17 protein-coding genes are annotated in these 21,630 nt (G+C 61.6%); 8 read left to right on the plus strand and 9 right to left on the minus strand.

Features of this window, described 5'->3' with window-relative positions; genetic code table 11:
- Window positions 1-30 precede the first annotated feature (30 nt).
- The 4 genes from QKE52_RS04170 to nagE all read left to right on the plus strand — a co-directional run bounded on the left by QKE52_RS04170 (window position 31) and on the right by nagE (window position 5,242).
- A complete protein-coding gene (locus tag QKE52_RS04170; RefSeq protein ID WP_347948220.1) occupies window positions 31-909 on the plus strand; it encodes a hypothetical protein in 879 nt (292 codons plus the stop codon).
- Window positions 910-1,085: 176 nt separating this feature from the next.
- Window positions 1,086-2,246, plus strand: coding sequence for an amidohydrolase family protein (locus QKE52_RS04175; RefSeq protein WP_347948221.1), 1,161 nt, complete (start codon window positions 1,086-1,088; stop codon window positions 2,244-2,246).
- A 42-nt stretch (window positions 2,247-2,288) separates the two neighbouring features.
- Window positions 2,289-3,068 (plus strand): glucosamine-6-phosphate deaminase, encoded by a 780-nt coding sequence (nagB, locus tag QKE52_RS04180; RefSeq protein WP_102234643.1) that lies wholly within the window; start codon window positions 2,289-2,291, stop codon window positions 3,066-3,068.
- Window positions 3,069-3,109: 41 nt separating this feature from the next.
- Window positions 3,110-5,242: an N-acetylglucosamine-specific PTS transporter subunit IIBC gene (gene nagE / locus QKE52_RS04185; protein ID WP_347948222.1), complete on the plus strand. Its 2,133-nt coding sequence runs from the start codon at window positions 3,110-3,112 to the stop codon at window positions 5,240-5,242.
- 128 nt (window positions 5,243-5,370) lie between these two features.
- On the opposite strand, the gene QKE52_RS04190 is transcribed toward nagE, so the two are convergent.
- The gene (locus QKE52_RS04190; protein WP_347948223.1) at window positions 5,371-7,044 is read right to left on the minus strand and encodes an acyl-CoA synthetase; all 1,674 of its coding nucleotides are present in this window, start codon (window positions 7,042-7,044) and stop codon (window positions 5,371-5,373) included.
- A gap of 175 nt (window positions 7,045-7,219) precedes the next feature.
- Here QKE52_RS04190 and QKE52_RS04195 point away from each other — a divergent pair, with 175 nt between their 5' ends.
- The 3 genes from QKE52_RS04195 (at window position 7,220) to QKE52_RS04205 (ending at window position 9,889) form a co-directional block, all read left to right on the plus strand.
- Window positions 7,220-8,035 (plus strand): GDSL-type esterase/lipase family protein, encoded by an 816-nt coding sequence (locus tag QKE52_RS04195; protein ID WP_049157617.1) that lies wholly within the window; start codon window positions 7,220-7,222, stop codon window positions 8,033-8,035.
- Window positions 8,036-8,101: 66 nt separating this feature from the next.
- Window positions 8,102-9,253 carry an S-(hydroxymethyl)mycothiol dehydrogenase gene (locus QKE52_RS04200; RefSeq protein WP_347948224.1) on the plus strand — a complete coding sequence of 384 codons (1,152 nt, stop codon included), beginning with the start codon at window positions 8,102-8,104 and terminating at the stop codon, window positions 9,251-9,253.
- Window positions 9,254-9,889 (plus strand): MBL fold metallo-hydrolase, encoded by a 636-nt coding sequence (locus QKE52_RS04205; RefSeq protein ID WP_049157613.1) that lies wholly within the window; start codon window positions 9,254-9,256, stop codon window positions 9,887-9,889.
- On the opposite strand, the gene QKE52_RS04210 is transcribed toward QKE52_RS04205, so the two are convergent.
- From QKE52_RS04210 to QKE52_RS04245, 8 genes are all read right to left on the minus strand, one after another.
- A complete protein-coding gene (locus QKE52_RS04210) occupies window positions 9,886-10,680 on the minus strand; it encodes a cytochrome c biogenesis CcdA family protein (RefSeq protein ID WP_347948225.1) in 795 nt (264 codons plus the stop codon). The genes QKE52_RS04205 and QKE52_RS04210 overlap by 4 nt on opposite strands.
- 81 nt (window positions 10,681-10,761) lie before the next feature.
- Complete coding sequence (locus QKE52_RS04215) at window positions 10,762-11,631, minus strand: thioredoxin domain-containing protein (protein WP_175974854.1); 870 nt, start codon at window positions 11,629-11,631, stop codon at window positions 10,762-10,764.
- Window positions 11,632-11,777: 146 nt separating this feature from the next.
- On the minus strand, window positions 11,778-12,644 hold the full coding sequence (gene rfbA, locus QKE52_RS04220; RefSeq protein ID WP_347948226.1) for a glucose-1-phosphate thymidylyltransferase RfbA: 867 nt from the start codon (window positions 12,642-12,644) through the stop codon (window positions 11,778-11,780).
- A 117-nt stretch (window positions 12,645-12,761) separates the two neighbouring features.
- Window positions 12,762-14,126 (minus strand): bifunctional dTDP-4-dehydrorhamnose 3,5-epimerase family protein/NAD(P)-dependent oxidoreductase, encoded by a 1,365-nt coding sequence (locus QKE52_RS04225; protein ID WP_070511285.1) that lies wholly within the window; start codon window positions 14,124-14,126, stop codon window positions 12,762-12,764.
- 6 nt (window positions 14,127-14,132) lie between these two features.
- Complete coding sequence (gene rfbB, locus QKE52_RS04230) at window positions 14,133-15,128, minus strand: dTDP-glucose 4,6-dehydratase (protein WP_347948293.1); 996 nt, start codon at window positions 15,126-15,128, stop codon at window positions 14,133-14,135.
- 20 nt (window positions 15,129-15,148) lie between these two features.
- Window positions 15,149-16,507 (minus strand): M1 family metallopeptidase, encoded by a 1,359-nt coding sequence (locus QKE52_RS04235; protein ID WP_049157605.1) that lies wholly within the window; start codon window positions 16,505-16,507, stop codon window positions 15,149-15,151.
- 94 nt (window positions 16,508-16,601) lie between these two features.
- Complete coding sequence (locus QKE52_RS04240) at window positions 16,602-17,681, minus strand: alpha/beta hydrolase family protein (RefSeq protein ID WP_070511289.1); 1,080 nt, start codon at window positions 17,679-17,681, stop codon at window positions 16,602-16,604.
- Window positions 17,682-17,719: 38 nt separating this feature from the next.
- Window positions 17,720-19,141: an alpha/beta hydrolase family protein gene (locus tag QKE52_RS04245; protein ID WP_070511291.1), complete on the minus strand. Its 1,422-nt coding sequence runs from the start codon at window positions 19,139-19,141 to the stop codon at window positions 17,720-17,722.
- Window positions 19,142-19,816: 675 nt separating this feature from the next.
- Between QKE52_RS04245 and lpdA the strand changes: the two genes are divergently transcribed.
- On the plus strand, window positions 19,817-21,229 hold the full coding sequence (lpdA, locus tag QKE52_RS04250) for a dihydrolipoyl dehydrogenase (RefSeq protein WP_070511293.1): 1,413 nt from the start codon (window positions 19,817-19,819) through the stop codon (window positions 21,227-21,229).
- The last annotated feature ends 401 nt before the right edge of the window (window positions 21,230-21,630 follow it).

Raw genomic sequence — 21,630 nt, forward strand, 5'->3', positions numbered from 1 at the left:
TTCGTTCTCGTGGGAAACACAATATAGAGCATGAAAAAGCTTGTGGTTGGCATGATTGCCGTGGTGGCCGTGATTGTGGTGGCGTTTGTCGGGTTTGTGGGATTCATGCAGTGGGTCGATGCAGACAGCGTGACCGGTGATGACGGCGTGGCTGCCGGATACAGCGCTGAGACAGGTGGCCCGCTGGAAGCGTCGTTCGCGGACGAGGGGCCACACGAGGTCGACGTGCGGCGTGACGGTGATGTGACCGTTGCGGCACCGACGGGCGCGGGACCGCTTCCGGCGGTGGTCATGGCTAATGGAACGAACACGCCGTTGAGCAGCTACCTACCCGTGGCGGAACACCTGGCTAGTTGGGGCTTCGTGGTCGTCGGCGATGAGACTCCCCACACCGGAACAGGGGAGAATGTCGTGCATCTAATCGAGCGATTGCCGGAACTGGATTCCCGTGTGGACCGGTCACGGGTCGGTATTTTCGGGCACTCGCAGGGCGGCGCGGGTGCCATCAACGCTGCGGCACAAGTGGAGGTAGCAGCCGTGTATGCGGCGAGCCCGGCCTCCTACAAGGTGGCGCGGTCCAATGACTGGGACTACAACACAGCCGACGTAGAGGAACCGCTTTTCCTGATGACGAGTGATGGCCGTTCAGACCGCTGGTTTGTTAGCCCGTGGGAAGACCTGCAGGAGAGCTATGAATCAGCTGGTGGTCCGGCAGTCATTGCCCGCCGCCTAGGCGCGGACCACAAGGACGTTTTAGAGTTCGGGGATGGTTACGCCACCGCGTGGTTCCGCTACATTCTTGCTGACGATCCTGATGCGCGAGACGTGTTCGTTGGCACCTCACCAGCGGGCGCCGGTGAGCTAGCTCGCAACGCGCTTTGGGACCGAGTGGCCACCCGCGGCTGGTAACTCGCGGGGCCTTTCGCCATCCCGCGCAGTGTACCGAACATGCTAAAAGTAACCCGTGCTCACATCCCCCTCAGAAGTAGGCGTGGTTCACAAAAATCGACAGCCCTGATAAATTTCAAGTGAATTGTCAACTGGGCTGTGTCACGCCAGCCCGTACAAACAGAATCGAATGAGTTATGCAGACAAAGGCGAAAGGCCACGTCGAGGGCCTCTACATTGATGAGAACTTCGAGCTGCGCGCCGGAGCCGTCACGTTCGGGGAGAACATTGAGGGCATAGTGCTTGGCGACGTCCCCGCAGCCGAGGCCGCCTGGCACGCCGGGGACCCGGATGCGTTGCTGTGGGTGCCCGGTTTCGTGGACCTGCACAACCATGGAGGCAATGGCGGGGGCTTCCCCAACGGCGACTATGAGCAGTGCCTGGCCGCCGCCCGCTTCCACCGCGCGCACGGCACCACAACGTTGTTGGCCAGCTTGGTCTCCGGCACACAAGAAGAGCTGTGTGCCCGGGCTGAGCTTTTAGCCCAACTGGCTGAGGAGGGTGAAATCGCCGGCATCCACATGGAGGGCCCCTTCATCGCGGCGGCCAAATGCGGCGCACAGGACCCTTCGCGCATCGTGCCCGGTGACCCGGACTTCTTCCGAGCAGTCATCGCCGCGGCCCGCGGCCACCTGCGTTCGATTACCTTCGCGCCGGAAACGGAGAACGTCGACAAGCTGCTCGAAGTCTGCGCGGAGCATGGCATCATCGCCAGCCTGGGCCACACCGAGGCCGATTACGACACCACGCTGAGCGTTATCGCCAAGGCTAAGGAGCTCGGCCTGACCGTGACTGGAACGCACCTCTTTAATGGCATGCCTTCTATTCACCACCGCGCGCCGGGCCCGGTAGCGGCCTTGCTCACCGCGGCGAAGGCGGGGGATGTGTCCGTCGAGCTCATTGCAGATGGTGTGCATCTTGTCGACGGCGCCGTGGACATGGCTCACAGTCACCGCGCCTTCGCCATCACTGATGCCATGGCGGCGGCCGGCATGGCCGATGGTGACTATGAGCTGGGTTCGCTGCCTGTCACCGTGAGCGGGGGAGTCGCGCGCGTGCCCAGCGGTGCTATCGCGGGCGGCACCTCTACTTTGTCTCAGCAATTCGCCAGCTTCGCCGCGCGCCATGGTCTGGGCGAGGCGGTGCGTTTTACCTCCACCACGGCAGCGGATGTGCTGGGATGCAAAGATCTCGGCCGAATCGCTGTTGACGCTCGTGCCAATCTGGTGGGTCTCAATGCCCAGCTGGAACCGGTGCGCGTCATCGTTGGCGGTGCTGATATCCCGCTCGACCGTTAAAAATCTAGACGTTAAATAAAGAAGCAACGAGGAAGGCAGCTCATGGACATACTTATTCGCTCTACCCCCGCCGAGGTGGCCGTGGAAGCCGCGAACATTTTCGCGCATTACGCCAACGCCGGGTCCACCCTGGGCCTCGCCACGGGATCGACCCCGGTGGCGATGTACAAGGAACTCATCGCCCGCTATGAGCGCGGCGAGGTGAGCTTTGCCCGCAGCCGCGCATTCCTGCTCGATGAATACATCGGGCTGGAGCGCACCCACGAGCAGTCCTACTATTCCACCATTCGCCGCGAATTCACCAGCCACGTGGATTTCGATGATGACCTGGTAAAAAGCCCAGCTGGTGACTCCGATGACCCTGCCACCGCCGCGGCCACCTATGACAAAGCCATCCGTGATGCCGGCGGCGTGGACATCCAGCTGCTAGGCATCGGGGCCAACGGGCACGTCGGCTTTAACGAGCCTTCCAGCTCCCTGACGTCGCGCACCCACGTCACTACTCTGCACCCGCAGACCGTGAACGATAACTCCCGTTTCTTTGACACCGTGGACGAGGTGCCGCGCTTTGCCGTCACTCAAGGACTGGGAACGATTAACGAGGCGCGTCGTCTGCTCTTGCTGGCTACCGGTAGCAACAAGGCCAATGCTGTGCGCGACATGGTGGAAGGCCCACTGTCTGCACACTGCCCGGCCTCAATCCTGCAGTTGCACCAGCACGCCACGGTGATTGTGGATGAATCCGCTGCTTCCCAGTTGGAGGACCGCGAGTACTACATTTTCGCCGACCAACATCGTCCGCACCGCCCACTCTTCTCCTAAAAACTCCATCTATTCCTTACTAATGTGAAAGGACTCCTCGCATGAAAGTCGATGTCATGGGGCCGCTGCAGCGGCTCGGAAAAGCCCTCATGGGCGCCGTGGCGGTGCTGCCCGTCGCGGCGATCCTCTGCGGTGTTGGTTACTGGATATCCAGCGCCGCCGGCCCGGATAACCTCGCCGCGCAGCTGCTCATCAGCTCCGGTGATGCGGTGCTGGCTAACCTGGGCTGGATCTTCGCCATCGCGATTTCCTTCGGCCTGGCCAAGGATTCCAACGGCGCCGCAGCACTATCTGGTTTCCTGGCCTTCGCCACGTTTATGAAACTGCTCGGCCCGGAGGCCGTGGCCGGCTACCGCGGCATCGAAGACCCCACCGCGTTGACCGGCGATGAGGCGCTGGAATGGGCCGCGGAAGGCTGGAATGCTGTGGGCGGCGGCAACGTCCTCTTCGGCATCCTCGCCGGCATCATGGCGGCCTGGGTATATAACCGTTTCCACGGCACTAAGCTGCCGGACTTCCTCGCCTTCTTCTCTGGCCGCCGATTGGTGCCGATCCTTACCGCGATCTTCGCCATGGTTGTCTCCGGGATCCTCTACTTTGTGTGGCCGTTCATCTACAACGCGCTGTTCAACTTCGGTACCTCCATCCAGGGCCTGGGCGCGGCGGGTGCCGGCATCTACGGCGTGGCCAACCGCCTGCTCATCCCGACTGGCCTGCACCACGCACTGAACTCCGTCTTCTGGTTCGACGTCATCGGTATCAACGACATCGGTAACTTCCAGGCCGGCCAGGCCACCATCGACGCCGCCGCGGCCGCGACCTCTGCCGCTGATTGCCCGGGTATTTGGGCCAACGGCCAGTGCACGGTCGAGGGCGTCGTGGGCCGCTACCAGGCGGGCTTCTTCCCGGTCATGATGTTCGGTCTGCCGGGCGCGGCACTCGCCATGTACCTGCGCGCGGATAAGAGCAAGCGCAAGGTCGTCGGCTCCCTCATGGCCGCCGGCGCTTTGGCTTCCTTCTTCACCGGAGTGACCGAGCCGCTGGAGTTCTCCTTCATGTTCGTCGCCCCGCTGCTCTACGTGGTGCACGCGCTACTGATGGGCCTGTCCGTCTTCATCGCCTCCGCCATGGAGTGGACCGCCGGCTTCGGTTTCTCCGCCGGTTTCGTGGATATGCTGCTCTCCTCCCAGAACCCGCTGGCCAACAAGTGGTACATGCTGCTGGTCATGGGCGTGGGCTTCTTCTTCCTCTACTTCGTCATCTTCTACTTCCTCATCGGCTGGCTGAACCTGAAGACGCCGGGCCGCGGCGAGGATGAGGCCGACGACGCGGCGGATTCCGTCAGCGGCGATGACAAGACCGCAGCCGATGCCGCGCGCATCATCGAAGGCCTCGGCGGCAAGGACAACATTGACTCCCTGGACTACTGCACCACGCGCCTGCGCGTGGGCGTCAAGGATCGCGCGCTTGTCGACGACTCCGTAATCAAGCGCGCCGCCGTCTCCGGCGTCATCCACCCCTCGGAGAAGAGCGTCCAGGTCATCGTGGGCCCGGCCGTGCAATTCATGTATGACGAGGTCAGTCACCAGCTGCGTCACGGTTCTCCGGCGCTGGCCACGGCGGGTGCTGCGAGCGCGGCTGGAGCTGCGGGTGTTGCAGCCAGTGTGCCGGCCAGCGCCGGCGTTAAGAGCGTCAACGGTGAGACGGACGTCGACGTACGCGCCCCGTTCGCGGGTGACGTCGTCGAGCTCTCCCAGGTCCCGGATGCGTCCTTTGCACAGGGCATGGTGGGCGAAGGCTTCGCCGTTATGCCTGATGCCGTCGATGCCTTCGACGTCTGCGCCCCAGTAGACGGCACCATCACCATGATCTTCAAGACGCGCCACGCCTTCGGCATGAAGACAGCGGACGGGCTGGACCTGCTCATCCACATCGGTATCGACACCGTGGAGCTCAAGGGCGAAGGGTTCACGGCCCTGGCCAAGAAGGGCGATACCGTTAGCGCCGGCACGCCGATCATCGCGGTGGAGGCAAGCAAGCTGCGCGAGCGCGGCGTCAACCTCATCACACCGGTGGTGTGCCCGACGGCCAAGCAAGTCACCGGAGTCGACATTGCCCGCGAGGGTCATGCCTTGCCAGGCGATGTCGCCGCAACCGTCAAGCGCAGCAACTAACCTGACCCCCTGGCTCAGCCCAGGAATAAAACTGCCCTAGTTGACAAAACCAGCGGCGCTCCATGCGGTGAGGAGCGAAGGTTTTGGCAACAAGGGCAGTTTTGGCTTGGGGGTTCTAAAAGCGTGGGCTAGTCGGTGTGGCTTAGCAGGCGCGGCACCACCTTGCCCGTGGCATTGCGCGGCAGCTTGTCTAGGAAGTGGACGTCGCGCGGCACGGAGTGGTCGGCGAGGTTCTCGCGGACCCAGGTGCGGATGGCGTCGGCAGTCACGGTGTTGCCCAAGGCATCGCGCGTGGTCACGGCCCACACGGCGATGCGCTGGAAGGTGGTTTCATCCTCCACGCCGCCGGCATGCACTTCCGCGATGCCCGGCATGGTTTCAAGCACCTCCGTCACCGACTGCGGGTGCACGTTCTCGCCGCCGACGATGATCATGTCATCGGCGCGGCCCACCACGTGCAGGTAGCCCTCGGGGTCGATATAGCCCAAGTCACCGATGGAGATGAGGCCATCAACCTTGTTGAGCGGAATCTTCGGGTTGGTATAGCCAATGAGCGCGGTGGAGTTGGTCAGATAGATTTCGCCGACCTCGCCGCGCGGGACTTCTTTGCCATCCTCATCGAGGATGCGCAGCTTCGTGCCAGAGGCAATCTTGCCGCCGATGGTTGGGTCCTTAGCCACCTCTTCCATGGTGGCCGTCGATGCCAGCGCCAGCTCCGTGGAACCATAGACGTTGCAGAGAATCGGGCCGAAGCGCTCGTGGGTTTCTTTGACGATCTCCGGGGTCAGCGCATGTCCTGCAGAAGCAATGAACTTCAGGCTGGAGGTGTCATAGGCCGAATCTGGGTCGGCCTGCACCATCTGGCGGAAGAAAACGGGGGAGGAGAGCAGGCCATCAAGTTGGTAGCGCTGGATGTCATCGAGCGCGGCCGCCGGGTCAAAGACGCGGCGGGTGACAATGGTGTTGCGCAGGCCCAGCGCGATGTTGAGGCAGGCCCAGCCCCACGTGTGGAAGATGGAGGCGGTCATTTGCACCTTCTGGTCCCCACGCCACGGCACCGCATCCACGATGGAGGCAACCACCACGGGCAGCGTGGGCTCTGGGCGCATAATGCCCTTGGGGATGCCGGTGGTTCCGGAGGACATGAGCACGATATGTCCGTGCTTAGGCCAGGCGGGAAGCTTCTGCTTCTCGACGTCCCGCGGGTTCACCACGATCTGGCGCAGAGTCGGGGCCTCGGCCAGCTCAGCCGGGATCTCCTCGCCGGACTCATGACCAATCACGACCTGCAGTCCAGCAACGGGGCTGGGGCTAGCGCTGTCTGCGGGGGCAAGGCGGTCAACGAATTCATCGTCGATAACGAGCACGTTGATGCGGTTTTCCTCAATGCATCCGGCGAGCTGCTCAGGGGAGGAGCCAACGTTGAGTAGGAAGATGTGCGCTCCGGCATAACCTTTGGCGGCCAGCGGGGTGATAATGCCGCGCCCATTGCGAGCCATGACGCCGAGACGGATCTCGTCGAGGCCCAGGGAGAGCAACCAGCGCGCGAAGGTCTGGGATTGTTCGCGCAGCTGGCGGTAGGTGAGGGCCCCGTCGTCGTCGATAAGCGCTAGGCGTTCTGGGCAGGTCAGGTATGCCTGCTCCACCTCGCGGGCGGTGGTGAAGCGGTAGCGGGCGAGAACCGGCGCGGTGGAGAGTACTGCCCGTGGGCCGCCAGCGGGGCTAATAAGGCCGGCGCGAAAGAGGGCGGGGACAAAACGCGCGAGAGCGGCGGCATGGAAGGTGAGATCAGAAAGCTTCATAGGGTTCTCATCGTAGGGAAGGGGTAGAAGGTTACGGGGGAGGCGGCTAACGCGCCTGTTTTTAAAACGACAAATTGTTACAGTTGTTGCTATTGTTACACAAGATTAACTGCTAGCTTAGTTTAATATGGTTTCGGTTAAGAACATACCCTTTTCTTGAAAGGACATCAGTCACGTGAAGTTTACTCAGCGCATCACTGCCCTCTGCGCCTCCCTCCTCGTGGCAGTAGGCCTGTCCCAGGCTCCGCAGGCCGCCGCCGGCGAGCGAAACCTCGTCGCCTTTGGCGATTCCGTATTGGCGGATCCGCAGCTGGATGTTTACCTCTCCTCGCGCCTCGGCTCCTCCAACCGTAACCCGAGTCTCGACTGCCCCTCCGGCAATAACTACGCCAAGCGCGTCGCGTCCAAGCTGGGCATGCCGGTGGCGGATTTCTCCTGCTCCGGTGCGGTCTCGATGTCCCAGGGTCCGCAGATGAACGCGCAGGTCGATGATGCCATCCGCCGCGGTGCGCTCAGCCCGGACACCCAGCGCGTGCTCTATGCGGGCGGCTTTAACGATACGTATAACAATGCTCAGCTTTCCGACGCCGACATGCGCGCCCGCTTTGTTGGCGCAAATGCGCCGATTATCAACAAGATTCGTGCAGCGGCCCCCAATGCCCGCATTCAGATCGTGGGTTATCCGACCATCGGCTCCGGTGACCGCTACTGCCTCCTCCACTTTGGCCCGAAGCCGGCCGATGCCACGGCCCTGCCGATGGTACAGCGCTATGAAAACGTCACGCAGTGGATGCAGGTGGACCTAGCGCACGCGACCGGCACCGAGTTCGTGGATATGAAGCCGATGACCTGGGATCGCGGTATGTGTGCCGATGCCGATAAGCGGTTGTGGGCGGGTCTGGTGGACTTCTCTGCCGGCCCGGGCAACCTACCGCTGCACATCAATGCTCGTGGTCACGAGTTTGTGGCCAACCATCTCGCGAGCTTCTAGAAACGCGTTCTTATGACTTTAAGGCCCGGGCAACGGTGCCCGGGCCTTTCGCGTACCCTCGCGGACATGACTGTTAATGAAAACCTAAATGAAAATAACTCCCAGCAAGGCTCGGAGGTTGTCCGCGGCGTGATTGCGCGCGCGAAGGGCGAGCCCGTCGAGACCGTGAACATTGTTGTACCCGCTCCGGGCGAGCACGATGTCGTGGTCAAGATTCAGGCCTGCGGCGTCTGCCACACCGACCTGGCTTACCGCGATGGCGATATCGAGGATGCCTTCCCGTTCTTGCTTGGGCATGAGGCGGCGGGCGTCGTCGAGCGCGTGGGCGATGCTGTTACCCACGTCGAGGTTGGGGACTTCGTGGTCCTGAACTGGCGCGCGGTGTGCGGCGAGTGCCGCGCCTGCAAGAAGGGTGAGCCGAAGTACTGCTTCAACACTCACAATGCGTCCGCTCGGATGACGCTTGCCGAGGGCGACGCCGACGCCGGCACGGAGCTCACCCCGGCGCTCGGCATCGGCTCCTTCGCGGAGAAGACCCTGGTTCATGAAGGCCAATGCACCAAGGTCAATCCGGAGGCAGACCCGGCCGCCGCGGGCCTGTTGGGCTGTGGCGTGATGGCAGGCTTGGGTGCTGCGGTCAACACCGGTGACGTTAAGCGAGGCGAGTCCGTCGCGGTCTTCGGCTGCGGTGGTGTCGGCATGGCAGCCATCGCCGGCGCGGTGCTGGCGGGTGCCTCGAAGGTCATCGCCGTGGACCTGGATCCGGACAAGCTGGAGCTGGCCAAGCAGTTCGGTGCTACCCACACCATCGCGGCGAAGGATAAGTCTGAGGACGAGGTCATCGAGGCGGTCCGCGAGCTCACCGATGGTTTCGGTACCGACGTGGCTATCGATGCCGTGGGCATCCCAGCCACCACCCGCCAGGCCTTCTACTCCCGCGACCTGGCCGGCCGCATGGTCATGGTGGGCGTCCCGAACCTCACCAGCCGCTTCGACGTCCCAGCCATCGACTTCTTCGGCCGCGGCGGTTCCCTCAAGTCCTCCTGGTATGGCGACTGCCTGCCGGAGCGCGACTTCCCCATGTACGTTGACCTCTCCCTGCAGGGCCGCTTCCCGCTGCAGGACTTCGTGTCCGAGCGCATTGGCCTCGACGACGTGGAGGAGGCCTTCGCTACCATGAAGGCTGGCAAGGTACTTCGATCCGTAGTGGAGCTGTAAATGATTATCGAACAGTTTGTAACCTCAGGAAAGTTCCGCCTGGATGGCGGTGAGTGGGACGTGGACAATAACGTCTACATCCTGGCCGCAGGCGGCGCGTCAAGCGACGCCGAGTGCTACATCGTCGATCCTTCCCACGACGCCGAGCGCGTCATCGACGAGGTAGGAAAGCGCACCGTCAAGGGCGTTATCCTCACCCACGCGCACAACGACCACTGCGAGCTCGCCCCCCAGGTGGCTGAGCACTTCGGTGTGTCCGTGTACCTGCACCCGGATGACCGCCCGCTGTGGGAGGAAACGCACGAGGATGCGACCTTCGTGCCGCTGGAGGATAACCAGCTATTCACCGTGGGCGATAGTGACTTCGTGGTCTTCCACACGCCTGGTCACTCGCCAGGGTGCGTGGTGCTCTACATCGCGGACGAAGCCACGCTTCTGTCGGGAGATACCCTCTTCAACGGCGGTCCCGGCGCCACCGGCCGCAAGTACTCCGACTTTGACGTCATCATCGAGTCCCTGCGCAACCGCGTGCTGAACCTTCCGCCGGAGACCCGCGTCCTGCCGGGGCACGGCGACGAGACCACCATTGGTGCTGAGGCTGCGCGTATCGACGAATACATCGCACGCGGCTACTAGGCCGGGGTGCGGGCAGCCTTGATGCCTGCCACCACCGTGGCGGCAAGTGAGAGCCCGAACCATACCCACGCGTCAGCGACGCCCGCGCTCACAGCGCGGGCTTTTTCTTGCACCGCGAACTGCGCATCCGTACTCAAGACCGCGGGCAAGGTCGCGGTGCCATAGCTGGCAATGAATAGCGCGCCGATGAGCACGAAGAACGCGCCCGACACAATGGACAAGGTGTTCGTGCGCACGGGGCCGAGGACCACCTCGCGTCCGCGCAGCCAGGACCACGAGCCCACATTGAGGCGCTCCCACAGCGCCGCCAGAACAAAGAGCGGTGCGGCCATGCCCGCGGCATACGCCACCATGATGATCCCGCCGTAGAGTGCGCTGCCGGATGCGGCTGCAGTGGTGAGCACAGCACCTAAGAGTGGGCCCGCGCAAAAGCCCGCGAAGCCATAGACCGCGCCGAGCAGAAACACCTTGCCCCGCGCCTTACTGGACAGGGCATCCATGCCGGGGATGCGGAAACCGCCGCCCAAGGCGGTAAAGATCCCCAGCGCGATGATGATCCAGCCCGCCACCGTGATGACCTGGCTGCGGTATTGCGCGAGGATTGCAGCCAGTCCCATGCCGATGGGCACGAGCGTGGTGCACAGGCCTAAGAAAAAGACCAGGGTTTTCAGCAGCAGCTGGCGCTGCGATTCAAAAGCATAGGCAAAGAAGGCTGGCACCAACAGCGCTGAGCAGGGGCTGATCAAAGTCAGCACACCGGCGATGACGGCGCCAAAAACTCCGATACTCATACGCTCACCCCCACTGCATAGCCGCCTAAGAACGCGGTCAGAACCACGAGCGCGATGAAGATCCACACGATGAGTGGCGGCTTATCCATTGGCCGCCTTCCCTAGCTGTTCCCGGATGGTCTGCTCAAAGACTTCCGGTGGCTGCGCTCCACCAATGAACTGATCCCCCACCACGAAGGCCGGGGTGCCCGTAATACCAATCTGGGAGGCGTAGCTGGTGGCCTTCTCGATGACCTCGGTGTAGGTATCATCCGTGGCCTGCTGGCGGAACTTATCCAAGTCCGCAACGCCGGCCTTCTCGGCGAACTTCATGAAGTCCTCGATGCCGAATTCCGGGTGGCCGCTGATGTCCTTGCTAGCGGAGTAGAGCTCGTGCTTGAACTCCTGGAACTTGCCCTGTGCCGCGGCCGCGCGCCCGGCCTTAGCAGCCTCGACGGCGGCAGGGCCGTTGACGGGGAAGTCATTCCACTCGATGCGCACCAGGCCCTTCTCCACGTACTTCTTGAGGAGGTCTGGCTCAGTGACATTGGCATGGCGGGAGCAGAACGGGCACTCGAAATCGGAGAACTCCGAAATCACCACGGGTGCATCCACCGCTCCCACGGCGAAAGGATCATCCTCCTTCTTGCGGTGCACCACCGTGATATCGCCGCTCTTGGTGTCACCGCCGGGGCCGAATACCATCGGGTCCCCCTTCCCGTCGGAGAACTTCGTGCCGGGCGTGGCCTTGTCGGCATCCTTTGCCAAGTCTTCGGTGGGCGCCGCGCTCGTCGAAGTCTCCTGCGCCGCTTGAGTCCCGGCATCGCCGGAAGAATTGCGCTCTGCCAGAAGGAAGCCGATGATGACGGCCAGAATGACAACGAGCACCAACAGGCCCCACGCCACGGGGCTGATGGTGGATAGCGCTGATTTCTTGGGATCGCTGGTGGGGCGAGAGGATGAAGTAGGCATGCGATTACCTTAACGCGTCTAGGCCCGTTTGGGTGATGCTGGCTTCTGATACTGCGTGGGGACGCTTTGGCAAGTACGGATCGATCAAATTAGGTCCCAGATCCCGTGGGTTTTCGGTCCTTATTTGATCGAAATGCACCTCGGCCTCAACTCTCTTGGGCAGCGGCCAGGAGATAGCGGCCATAGCCGGACTTCAGGAGGGGCTCGGCCAGCTCGGTGAGTGCGGCGGCATCGATGAAGCCCTCCTCGAAGGCGGCAACCTCCGGCGAGCCGATGACGGTGCCGGTGCGCTTCTGCATTACCTCCACGTAGGCCGAGGCCTCGCTCATGGAGTCCACTGTGCCGGTGTCCAGCCAGACATCACCGCGCTGCATGCGTTTGACGCGCAGCTGCCCGCGGCGCAGGTATTCCTCGTTGACGGCGGTGATTTCTAACTCCCCGCGTGCGCTGGGCGTAATGGACTTAGCAATCTCCACCACGGAATTGTCATAGAAATACAAGCCCACCACGGCGTGGTTGGATTTGGGCGCGGCGGGCTTTTCCTCGATGGACAGGGCTTGGCCAGACTCATCAAACTCGACAACACCATAGCGCTGCGGATCGGAGACCTCGTAGGCAAAGATGATGCCGCCGCCCGGGTGGCTGCACTCATTCAGCGCCGTGGAGAAGCCGTGGCCGTCAAAGATGTTGTCACCCAAAACTAGGGCCACGTCATCCTCGGCGATGAAGTCCTCCGCAATGAGGAAGGCCTGGGCCAAACCTTCGGGCCGGGGTTGGACAGCGTAGTGCAGCATGAGGCCGAGCTGGGAGCCGTCGCCAAGCAGGCGTTGGAAGGCGGCCTGGTCTTCTGGGGTGGTGATGATGAGGATCTCGCGGATACCGGCCTGGATCAGGGTGGTCAGAGGGTAGTAGACCATCGGCTTGTCATAGATGGGCATGAGCTGCTTCGAGATGCCCTTGGTGATGGGGTAGAGGCGGGTCCCTGAACCGCCAGCGAGGATGATGCCCTTCATGGGCTTCAAGCTTAACGGAGGGGTCCCGCGCCGGGGTGCGGCGGCGCGGGCTGGCGAACATAACACTTAACTTCCCACTCAACATAACACCTGGGAAGCTAAGTGTTATGTTAAGTGTTATGCCGGGTAAAGGCCCAGGTAAAGCGCTAAAGCGGCCCGCCAATTCATCGGCTTAAAGCCGGTGGCTTCAATCTTGGACAGGTCGAAGGTGGACTCCTTCGGGCGGGGAGCTTCAGGCCCGGCGATCTCGCGGTACTGCTCGGTGCTGACCGGCGTGACACCAGCGGGGTCTTGGCCCACGCCGGTGAAGACGGCCATGGCGATTTCATCGCGACCCACCGCATCACCGGAGTTGGAGATGTTGTACACGCCGTACTCGGCTTTGGTCTTGAGCAGGTGGATGATGCCCTTGGCCAGGTCCTCGGCGAAGGTGGGGCGCCCGCGCTGATCATGGATGACGGAGGGCTTGACCCCCTTAGCCGCCAGCGAGCGCATCGTGGCCATGAAGTTGGCTCCATCGCCGAAGACCCAGGAGGTACGGATGACATAGTGGCGCGGCGCGGTTTGCGCGGCGGTATCGCCCGCGGCTTTCGATGCCCCATAGGCCGACAGCGGGGAAGGCATTTCATCCTCGGAGTGGACCTCGTTAGAGCCATCGAAGATGTAATCACTGGAGACGTGCACCAAGGTCAGGTTATTCTCCGCCGCAATGCGCGCGAGCTTCGCCGGGGCGGAAGCGTTGACCGTCCAGGCCGCGGCGCGATCGTCCTCCGCACCGTTGACATCGTTATAAGCCGCGCAGTTGATGATGGCGGAATACTGCTTCCACGGGCGGGCAGGCGGGTTGGTGATATCGAAATCCTCGTGCCCACAGAACTCCACCGCGCCCAGACCAGCGGTGGGCAGGAATTTCTTTAAAGCGCGGCCCAGCTGCCCGTTGGCGCCGGTGACCAGGATGCGGCGCGGGGGCATGGGGGAGACGTCGGCAAGCGCGGGGTGTGCCTTGTCTTTGTCGGAGATCTCCGTCGGCTCCAGCGGCCAGTCCACCATGTTGAGGTTGACGCAGGTGTAGTCCGCATCCGGGGACCAGTGGTCATTGACCAGGTAGGAGTAGGCGCAGGCCTCCAGCGCCTGGAAACCGTTGGCCACGCCGCGCGGCACGAAGACCGCCACGTCTTCGCGCAGCTCGTGGGTCACCAGCTGCCCGAAGGTGGCAGAGCCCTCGCGCAGATCGCACCACGCACCGAAGGCCCGGCCGGAAGCCACGGAGACGAGCTTGTCCCAGGGCTCCGCGTGCAGCCCGCGCGTAACCCCCTTCTCCGCATTGAAGGAGACATTATTCTGCACCGGTTGGAAGTCCGGCAAACCTGCCGCCACCATCTTCTCACGCTGCCAGTTCTCCTTGAACCAGCCGCGGTTATCCCCGTGGACGTCGAGCTCCACAATGAGCAGGCCCTCAATGGCCGTTGACTGCACCTTCATGGAAATTTACTGTCCTTGCTTCGCGTAGTTGGCTTCGACTTCTTCCTTGCCTGGGCGCCACCAGTCCTCGTGGGCGCGGTACCACTCAATGGTGGCAGCCAAGCCCTCGCGCAGATCCGTGTAGCGCGGGCTCCAGCCCAGCTCGCGGCGCAGTTTGCTGGCATCCATGGCGTAGCGCTGATCATGGCCCGGGCGGTCCGCCACGTGGATGTAGTTCGCGCGGCCGTCGTCAGTAGCACCCAACAGCTCACAGATCATCTCGATGACCTGGCGGTTATTCGTATCCTCCTGGTCGGCACCGATGTTATAGGTCTCACCGATGCGCCCGCGGTCCAGGATGGCGAGCACCGCCTCGTTGTGATCATCCACGTGAATCCAATCGCGCACCTGCTCGCCCGTGCCATAAAGCTTGGCGGGCTGGCTCAGAAGCAGGTTGGTGATCTGCCGTGGGATGAACTTCTCAATGTGCTGGTAGGGGCCGTAATTATTGGAGCAATTCGAAATGGTCGCCCGCAGCCCAAAGCTGCGCACCCACGCGCGCACCAGGTGATCGGAGCCGGCCTTCGTGGCCGAATAGGGCGAAGAGGGGTTATAGGGAGTCTCCTCCGTGAAGTAGGTATCGGCGCCAATCTCCAAGTCACCAAAAACCTCATCGGTGGAAACGTGATGGAAGCGCACATCGTGGCGGCGGCAGGCCTCCAACAGCACGAAGGTTCCCATGACGTTGGTGTGGAGGAAGGGCGAAGGATCCCGCAGCGAATTATCATTGTGGGATTCCGCGGCGAAGTGCACCACGGCATCCGTCTGGGCCACGAGCTTGTCGACGACCCCCTCATCCGCCACGTCCCCCACCACCAGGGTGGCGTCCACGCCGTCAAGGTTGGCGCGGTTGCCCGCGTAGGTGAGCTTGTCCAAGACGGTGATGTCTACGTCGGGCCGTTGCTGGGCTACGAGCCTCACGAAGTTTGCACCAATAAAGCCGGCACCGCCGGTAACAAGCATCCTGCGCATGGTGAACAAGTCTAGACCGGGAACTTGGGCAGCGCGGTGTGGTTGAGCCACTCGTCCAACAAAGCATCGACCGCAGCAGGATCTGCCGCTTCCTTCTTCACACGGCTGATGAGATCCTCCGGGGTGACCACGGAGTGCTGGGATGCGGTGAGGTAATCCCGGACCGTGCGGAAGAAGACCTCATCGCCCACGAGGCGGCGAAGTGCGTGAACAGTCAGCGCGCCGCGCTTGTAGACGCGGTCATCGAACATGTCGCGCGTGCCCGGATCACCGAGCACGATGTCCTGCTTCTTGCGTGCGAGCACTTGATAGTGCGAACGCGCCGATTCATGCACCGGACGGCCATGCGCGTGCTCGAACCACAGCCACTCGCAGTAGCAGGCAAAACCTTCGTTGAGCCAGATATCCTTCCACTCACTAAGGCCCACGGAGTTGCCGAACCACTGGTGGGACAGCTCGTGGGCGATGAGTCGCTCAAAGAGGTGGTCGCCCTTGACGTGGTTGGATCCGAAAATGGACAGGCCTTGGGCCTCCAGCGGGATCTCCAGCTCATCATCGGTGATGACCACTTGGTAGTCGGGGAAAGGGTAGTGGCCGAAGAGCGAGGAATAGAAGTCCAGCATTTCCTGCTGTTGGGCGAACTCTTCGAGGACTACCTGCTTCAGGCGAGCCGGCGCCCAAGCGCGGACGTCTCGGCCCAGGTCAATCTCTGAGTATTCGCCGATCTGCACCGTGGCGAGGTACGTGGCCATAGGGTGCTTGACGCGGTAGTGCCAGCGCGTCATGGAACCGCCTGCGCTGCGGCGGGAGACCAGCTTGCCGTTGGAAATCACCACGAAAGGATCGTCAGCGGTGATGCGAATATCGTAGGTGGCCTTTTCCGACGGGGTGTCATCGCAGGGGAACCAGCTGGGTGCACCGTTGGGTTGGCTGGCCACCAGGGAGCCGGAATCTGTTTCCTCCCAGCCGATTTCACCCCACGGAGTGCGCAGTGGCCGCGGCGAGCCGCCATAGCGAATGTGCAGCTCAAACTCTTGGTTCTCCACGATGGTGTCGGCAAAGGTCAGCCGCAGTTTGCCGGCGGACAGGCGAAACTTGGCCACGCGGGGTGCGTGTTTCGCCGTGATGCGGCGAGCCACCATGGCGCCGCCGAGGTCAAGCGTGAGTTTGTCAAAGTCCTCCAGCGCGCGAATGTGGAGGATGGCTTCGCCCTGCAGCATGTTGGGTTCCACGCGGTAGGTCAGGTCCAAGTCATAGTGGGTGACCTCGAAGCCGAGGTTGAAATCCACCCTCGTGTAGCTATCCCGAGTAAGTGCAGCGCGGTCGCGAGCGGCGGAGATATGCGAAAGGGCGGTAGAAAGCAGCTTCATAATGCCGCTATCCTACCGCCCTGTCTGGGTTATCCGAAGCCAGGGGAGCGAGCACGCCGCGCCAGACCGTGGGGCGACACGCTCCGCTCACTTTTTAGGAGTTGAAAGCTTCCTCAAAGGTGGGCCAGGACTTCACCAGGTCCTCGCGCCAGCCCGGCCAGGAGTGCGTGCCCACGTTGCGGAAGTTGTAGGTGGCTGGAATGTTCTGCTTATCCAGCTTGGCCTTGAGCATATGGGTGCAGTGGTTGACCGCGGCCTCGATGATGCCGCCCTCAACCTGCAGCTGTGCCGAACCCGCGTAGGCGGCCAGCGGGCTGTAGCCCTTGTTCATGTAGTAGGACGGGGTATCCTGCTCACCCGCGAAGCCCGATGCGGAGGAAATGTACAGCTTGGTGCCGCGCAGTTTCTCGGAGTTCATCAGGGCATCGTTGTAGCGGTTGTAGTCACCGCCCATCGGGCCCCACATCTGTTCCGGTTCTCCGCCGCCGCGGTTCACGGTGAGGCGCAGGAACTGGTACTCCGTGGGGTAGGCGGTTGCGGCGCAGCCGGCGAAGGAGCCAACCGCGTCATAGAAGCCCTGGTTGTGCTGCGCCAGCAGCAGGGAAGACGTTGCGGACATGGACATGCCGGCAATGGCGCGCTTGTTGCTTGCGTTCAGGCGAGACTCCAGCGGGCCAGGCAGCTCCTTGGTCAGGAAGGTCTCCCACTTCTGTGGGCCCTTGAGGTACTTGCCGTTGGGCTCCTCCAGCCAGTCGGTGTAGTAGGAGAAAGCACCTGCCTGCGGAACGACAACGTTGACGTCCTTGTCCGCGTAGAAGTCCACGGCATCGGACATGTACAGCCAATCGGAGTCCTGCTCCGCGGAACCGGCGCCGTTGAGCAGGTACAAGGTCGGGCGGTCCGGGTTCTTAGCAGGGATAACAGCCAGCGGAATCGCGCGGCCGTTCATGGCCGGTGACGTAGCCTCCAGCTTGAGAACGCGGGCGTCATCTTTGAAGTGCTCGTACCACTTCTGGCTCTGCACCTCCGGGGTGACGTTCAAGTCCGAGATGGTGGACAGCGGCGTGTCACCCGCAACCTGCTGCGGGGTGATGGTGGCCGCACCCGCAACGGGGCTGATAAGCGCGGCAGCGCAGAGCGCGCCGGCGGCGAGGAGAGAGCTAAGACGCTTCATTACGTTCCTTATTTAACAATCAATATGGCGAGTTGAGCTTACTGTTCGATGGCCTCAGGGGCTACTGGCCGGGAGTCGGCCGGGGTCTTGGGATCGTTCTCGGCCTCTTCCATATTCTGCTTATCGGCATCCTCAGCTTTGGCGTTAGCGTCCGTGTTCACCGCGCTTTCCGACGCCCGCGTGGAGACCGGCTCCACCGGCAGACCAAAGGCACGAGCGAAGGTGGGCCAGGAGGAGTTGATGTCATCGAACCAGCCCGGCCAGGAGTGGGTACCGGTATTGCGCAGGTTGAAATCCGCTTTGACACCTTCGCGCTGCAGTTTTGCCTGCAGGTCGTGGGTGCACGCATTCATCGCTGCCTCGATGACGCCGCCTTCCACCACCAGGGTGGAGGAGGACTTCAAGGCTCCGGCCAGGCCTTGCTTTTCAATCCTGGACGAACCCAAATCGTTCATTCCGGCAAACCCCGAGTTAGCGGAGACGTAGACCTGGGAATTACCCATGTTGTTCTTTGTGGCGTTGATGAGTCCATCGTTGTAGCGGTTGTAGTCACCGCCCATCGGTCCCCACATCTGCTCGGTGCTTCCACCGCCACGATTCACGGTCAGCTGCGTGTAGAAGTTCGGCAGTGGAGTCGAGGTGGCCGCACAGCCAGAGAAGGACCCGATAGCGTCATAGAAGTTGGGGTTGTGCTGGGCCAAGACGAGCGATGAGGTAGCAGACATGGACATGCCTGCGATGCCGCGCTTGCCGTTGGCGTTGATGTGCTTCTCCAGCGGTCCCGGTAGCTCCTTGGTGAGGAAGGTCTCCCACTTCTGCGGGCCCTTGAGGTAGCTGCGGTCCGGGCTGGTAACCCAGTCGGTGTAGTAGGAGAATGCGCCTGCCTGCGGGATGACGACGTTGACGTTTCGGTCACCGTAGTAGTCATCGAGTTCTTGGGTGCCCTCCTTGTTGGGATCCAAGTCTTCGCGCGTGGTGGCTATCAGCCAGTCCATGCCCTGCTCGGCACCGCCAGCACCGTTGAGTAGATAAAGGGTGGGGCGGGAAGAATCAAAGGTGCCGTCTGGGGTAATTACTGCAAGAGGGACGGTGCGGTCCATCGCTGGTGCGGTGGCATTGAGGGCCTTGACGCTCTGACGGTAGTCCGGGTATTTCAGGACGTAGCCCATCCACTGCTTGCTGTCCGGGATCTCATTGACGTCAACGTCCTTAAAAGTGACGTTCTTACCAATGGCGTCTTCATATTCTTGGCGGGAGGGCGACGGGTTTCCGGCGGAGTCCTTGGGCAGGTACTTTTCAATCTCCCCGTAGATGTCGAGCTCGGAAATGGTGGACGGTGTGGCATCACCGCGGATTTGTTCCGGGGTGACCTCGGATGCGCCCGCGGTAGGGGATGCTACGGCGCCAAGTGCTAGGGCAGTGGCTGCCGCAAGCGTCGTGAGAGAGCGCGCAATCTTCATAGAATCTCGCTTTCTAAGTGATGAGCGGAAATGTAGGGGCAAGTGTAAAAGATGCTCCGGACACGCCACCCATGAGATGGGCAATAGTGCTGGTAGATGGGAATTTCAGCACCCCAAGATAAGGGTAACGTGTTTAAACATACCAAGATATTAAAGTTAATGGTGGTATTGAAGTGGAAACCGTGTCATAATCTTTCCGTGCGTTAACGTGGGCTATGTAACGCAATGCCCGGCCTATTCGTTAGTCGAACCAGATGCGGAGACCGTTACTGCGGCGGCCGTCCTGCAAGGCAGAAGGTGGCAGTGCCGCATAGTGACATCGCACGAGGCCGTGAAGGCTGCTAGAAGACCAACAGAAAGAAGAAGAATGAACCTCTTTGACACCATCCTCGTTTCCATCAACCAGGTGCTGGGCCAGTTCGCTCACTCCGGCTCCTCTACTTCCTCCAAGATCGCCCTGGATTGGGGTCTTTACTAAACAGCTGCGGGGCGTGCGGCCCCACGTTTCTCTCCCCCTAATCGCCCCCTCGGGTGGTTGGGGGTTATTTTGTGCGTTGTGTGCCCTCTACGCATCAGTGCACTGTGGCTTGCGTATCAGGAATGTTATGGACTGATACGAGAGCACAGCATGGGGGTGGTGGGACAGCGGGCACAAAGTTACGTATCCTATAGGGCGTGACTAATGAACATTTTGACGTTGTAGTACTCGGCGCGGGCCCCGGCGGCTACGTGTCCGCCATCCGCGCTGCCCAGCTGGGCAAGAAGGTTGCCGTTATTGAGAAGCAGTACTGGGGCGGTGTTTGCCTCAACGTGGGCTGCATCCCGTCCAAGGCTCTTCTTAAGAACGCTGAAGTTGCACACACCTTCAACCATGAGGCGAAGGCCTTTGGTATTTCCGGCGATGTTTCCTTCGACTTCGGTGTTGCGCACAAGCGCTCCCGCAAGGTCTCGGAGGGCATCGTCAAGGGCGTGCACTACCTGATGAAGAAGAACAAGATTACGGAGATCAATGGCCTCGGCTCCTTCAAGGACGCCAAGACCATCGAGATTACCGAGGGCGATGACAAGGGTAAGACCGTTACCTTTGACAACTGCATTATCGCCACCGGCTCCGTCGTCCGTTCCCTTCCGGGCGTGGAAATCGGCGGCAACATCGTGTCCTTCGAGGAGCAGATCCTCAGCGATGAGGCCCCGGATTCCATGGTCATCGTTGGCGCAGGCGCCATCGGTATGGAGTTTGCGTACGTTCTGGCCAACTATGGCGTAGACGTGACCATCGTGGAGTTCATGGACCGCGTCCTTCCGAACGAGGACAAGGATGTATCCAAGGCTATCGCCAAGGAATACAAGAAGCTTGGTGTGAAGCTCCTGACTGGTTACAAGACCACCGCCATCACGGATAACGGTGACAATGTCACCGTTGAGGTCGAGTCCAAGGACGGCTCCAAGACCGATACGCTGACCGTGGATCGCTGCATGGTCTCCATCGGCTTCGCCCCGCGCACCGAGGGCTACGGCCTGGAGAACACCGGTGTCGAGCTCACTGAGCGCGGCGCCATCGCTATTGATGACTACATGCGCACCAACGTTGAGGGCATTTACGCCATTGGTGACGTCACCGCGAAGCTGCAGCTCGCTCACGTGGCTGAGGCGCAGGGCGTTGTGGCTGCTGAGGTCATCGCCGGCGCTGAGACCCAGCTGCTGGGTGACTACATGAACATGCCGCGCGCCACCTTCTGCAACCCGCAGGTGGCCTCCTTCGGCTACACCGAGGAGCAGGCTCGTGAGAAGTTCGCTGACCGCGACATCAAGGTTGCTACCTTCCCGTTCTCCGCTAACGGTAAGGCAGCTGGTCTGAATGAGACCGCGGGCTTCGTCAAGCTCATCGCCGACGGCGAGTTTGGTGAGCTCATTGGTGGTCACATGGTGGGCTCGAACGTGTCCGAGCTGCTGCCGGAGCTGACCCTGGCGCAGCGCTTCGATCTCACTGCAGAGGAGATCGGACGCAACGTTCACACTCACCCGACGCTGTCTGAGGCTATGAAGGAAGCAGCCGAGGGCATCGGCGGCCACATGATTAACCTCTAAGAACTAAAACAAGAACACTCCCCCTCATCCCATCGACGTGAATCGGTGGCGGTGAGGGGGAGTGTTGGTTTTAGCGCCGAAGCGCGACTGGCCTTAGCCGAAGAGCTTGGAAGACAGTGCGAACGGTGCGTTGACGATCGTCAGCACGAGCTTCTGGATCTGGCCAAGGAAGTTCTCGCCAAAGCTGGACATAATAATAATCCTTTCTGTTGGTGATTATCGGTCGCTGACCATGATAGAACAACCGAGTCGGGAAAATCCATCAGATTTGGCAATGAAAACCATGGGGTGGGGCTTGTAGGACAATGTATAGCGCCGAGGGTTTGGGTCATAATTCCAGCTCATCGCACTAAGTAGGCCCCTTTCTTGCTTCAGTATCTTTCTTCGGAGGCTTTCGCTCG

This window comes from Corynebacterium sp. c25Ua_47 (assembly GCF_039907205.1).
GTDB lineage: Bacteria > Actinomycetota > Actinomycetes > Mycobacteriales > Mycobacteriaceae > Corynebacterium > Corynebacterium hiratae.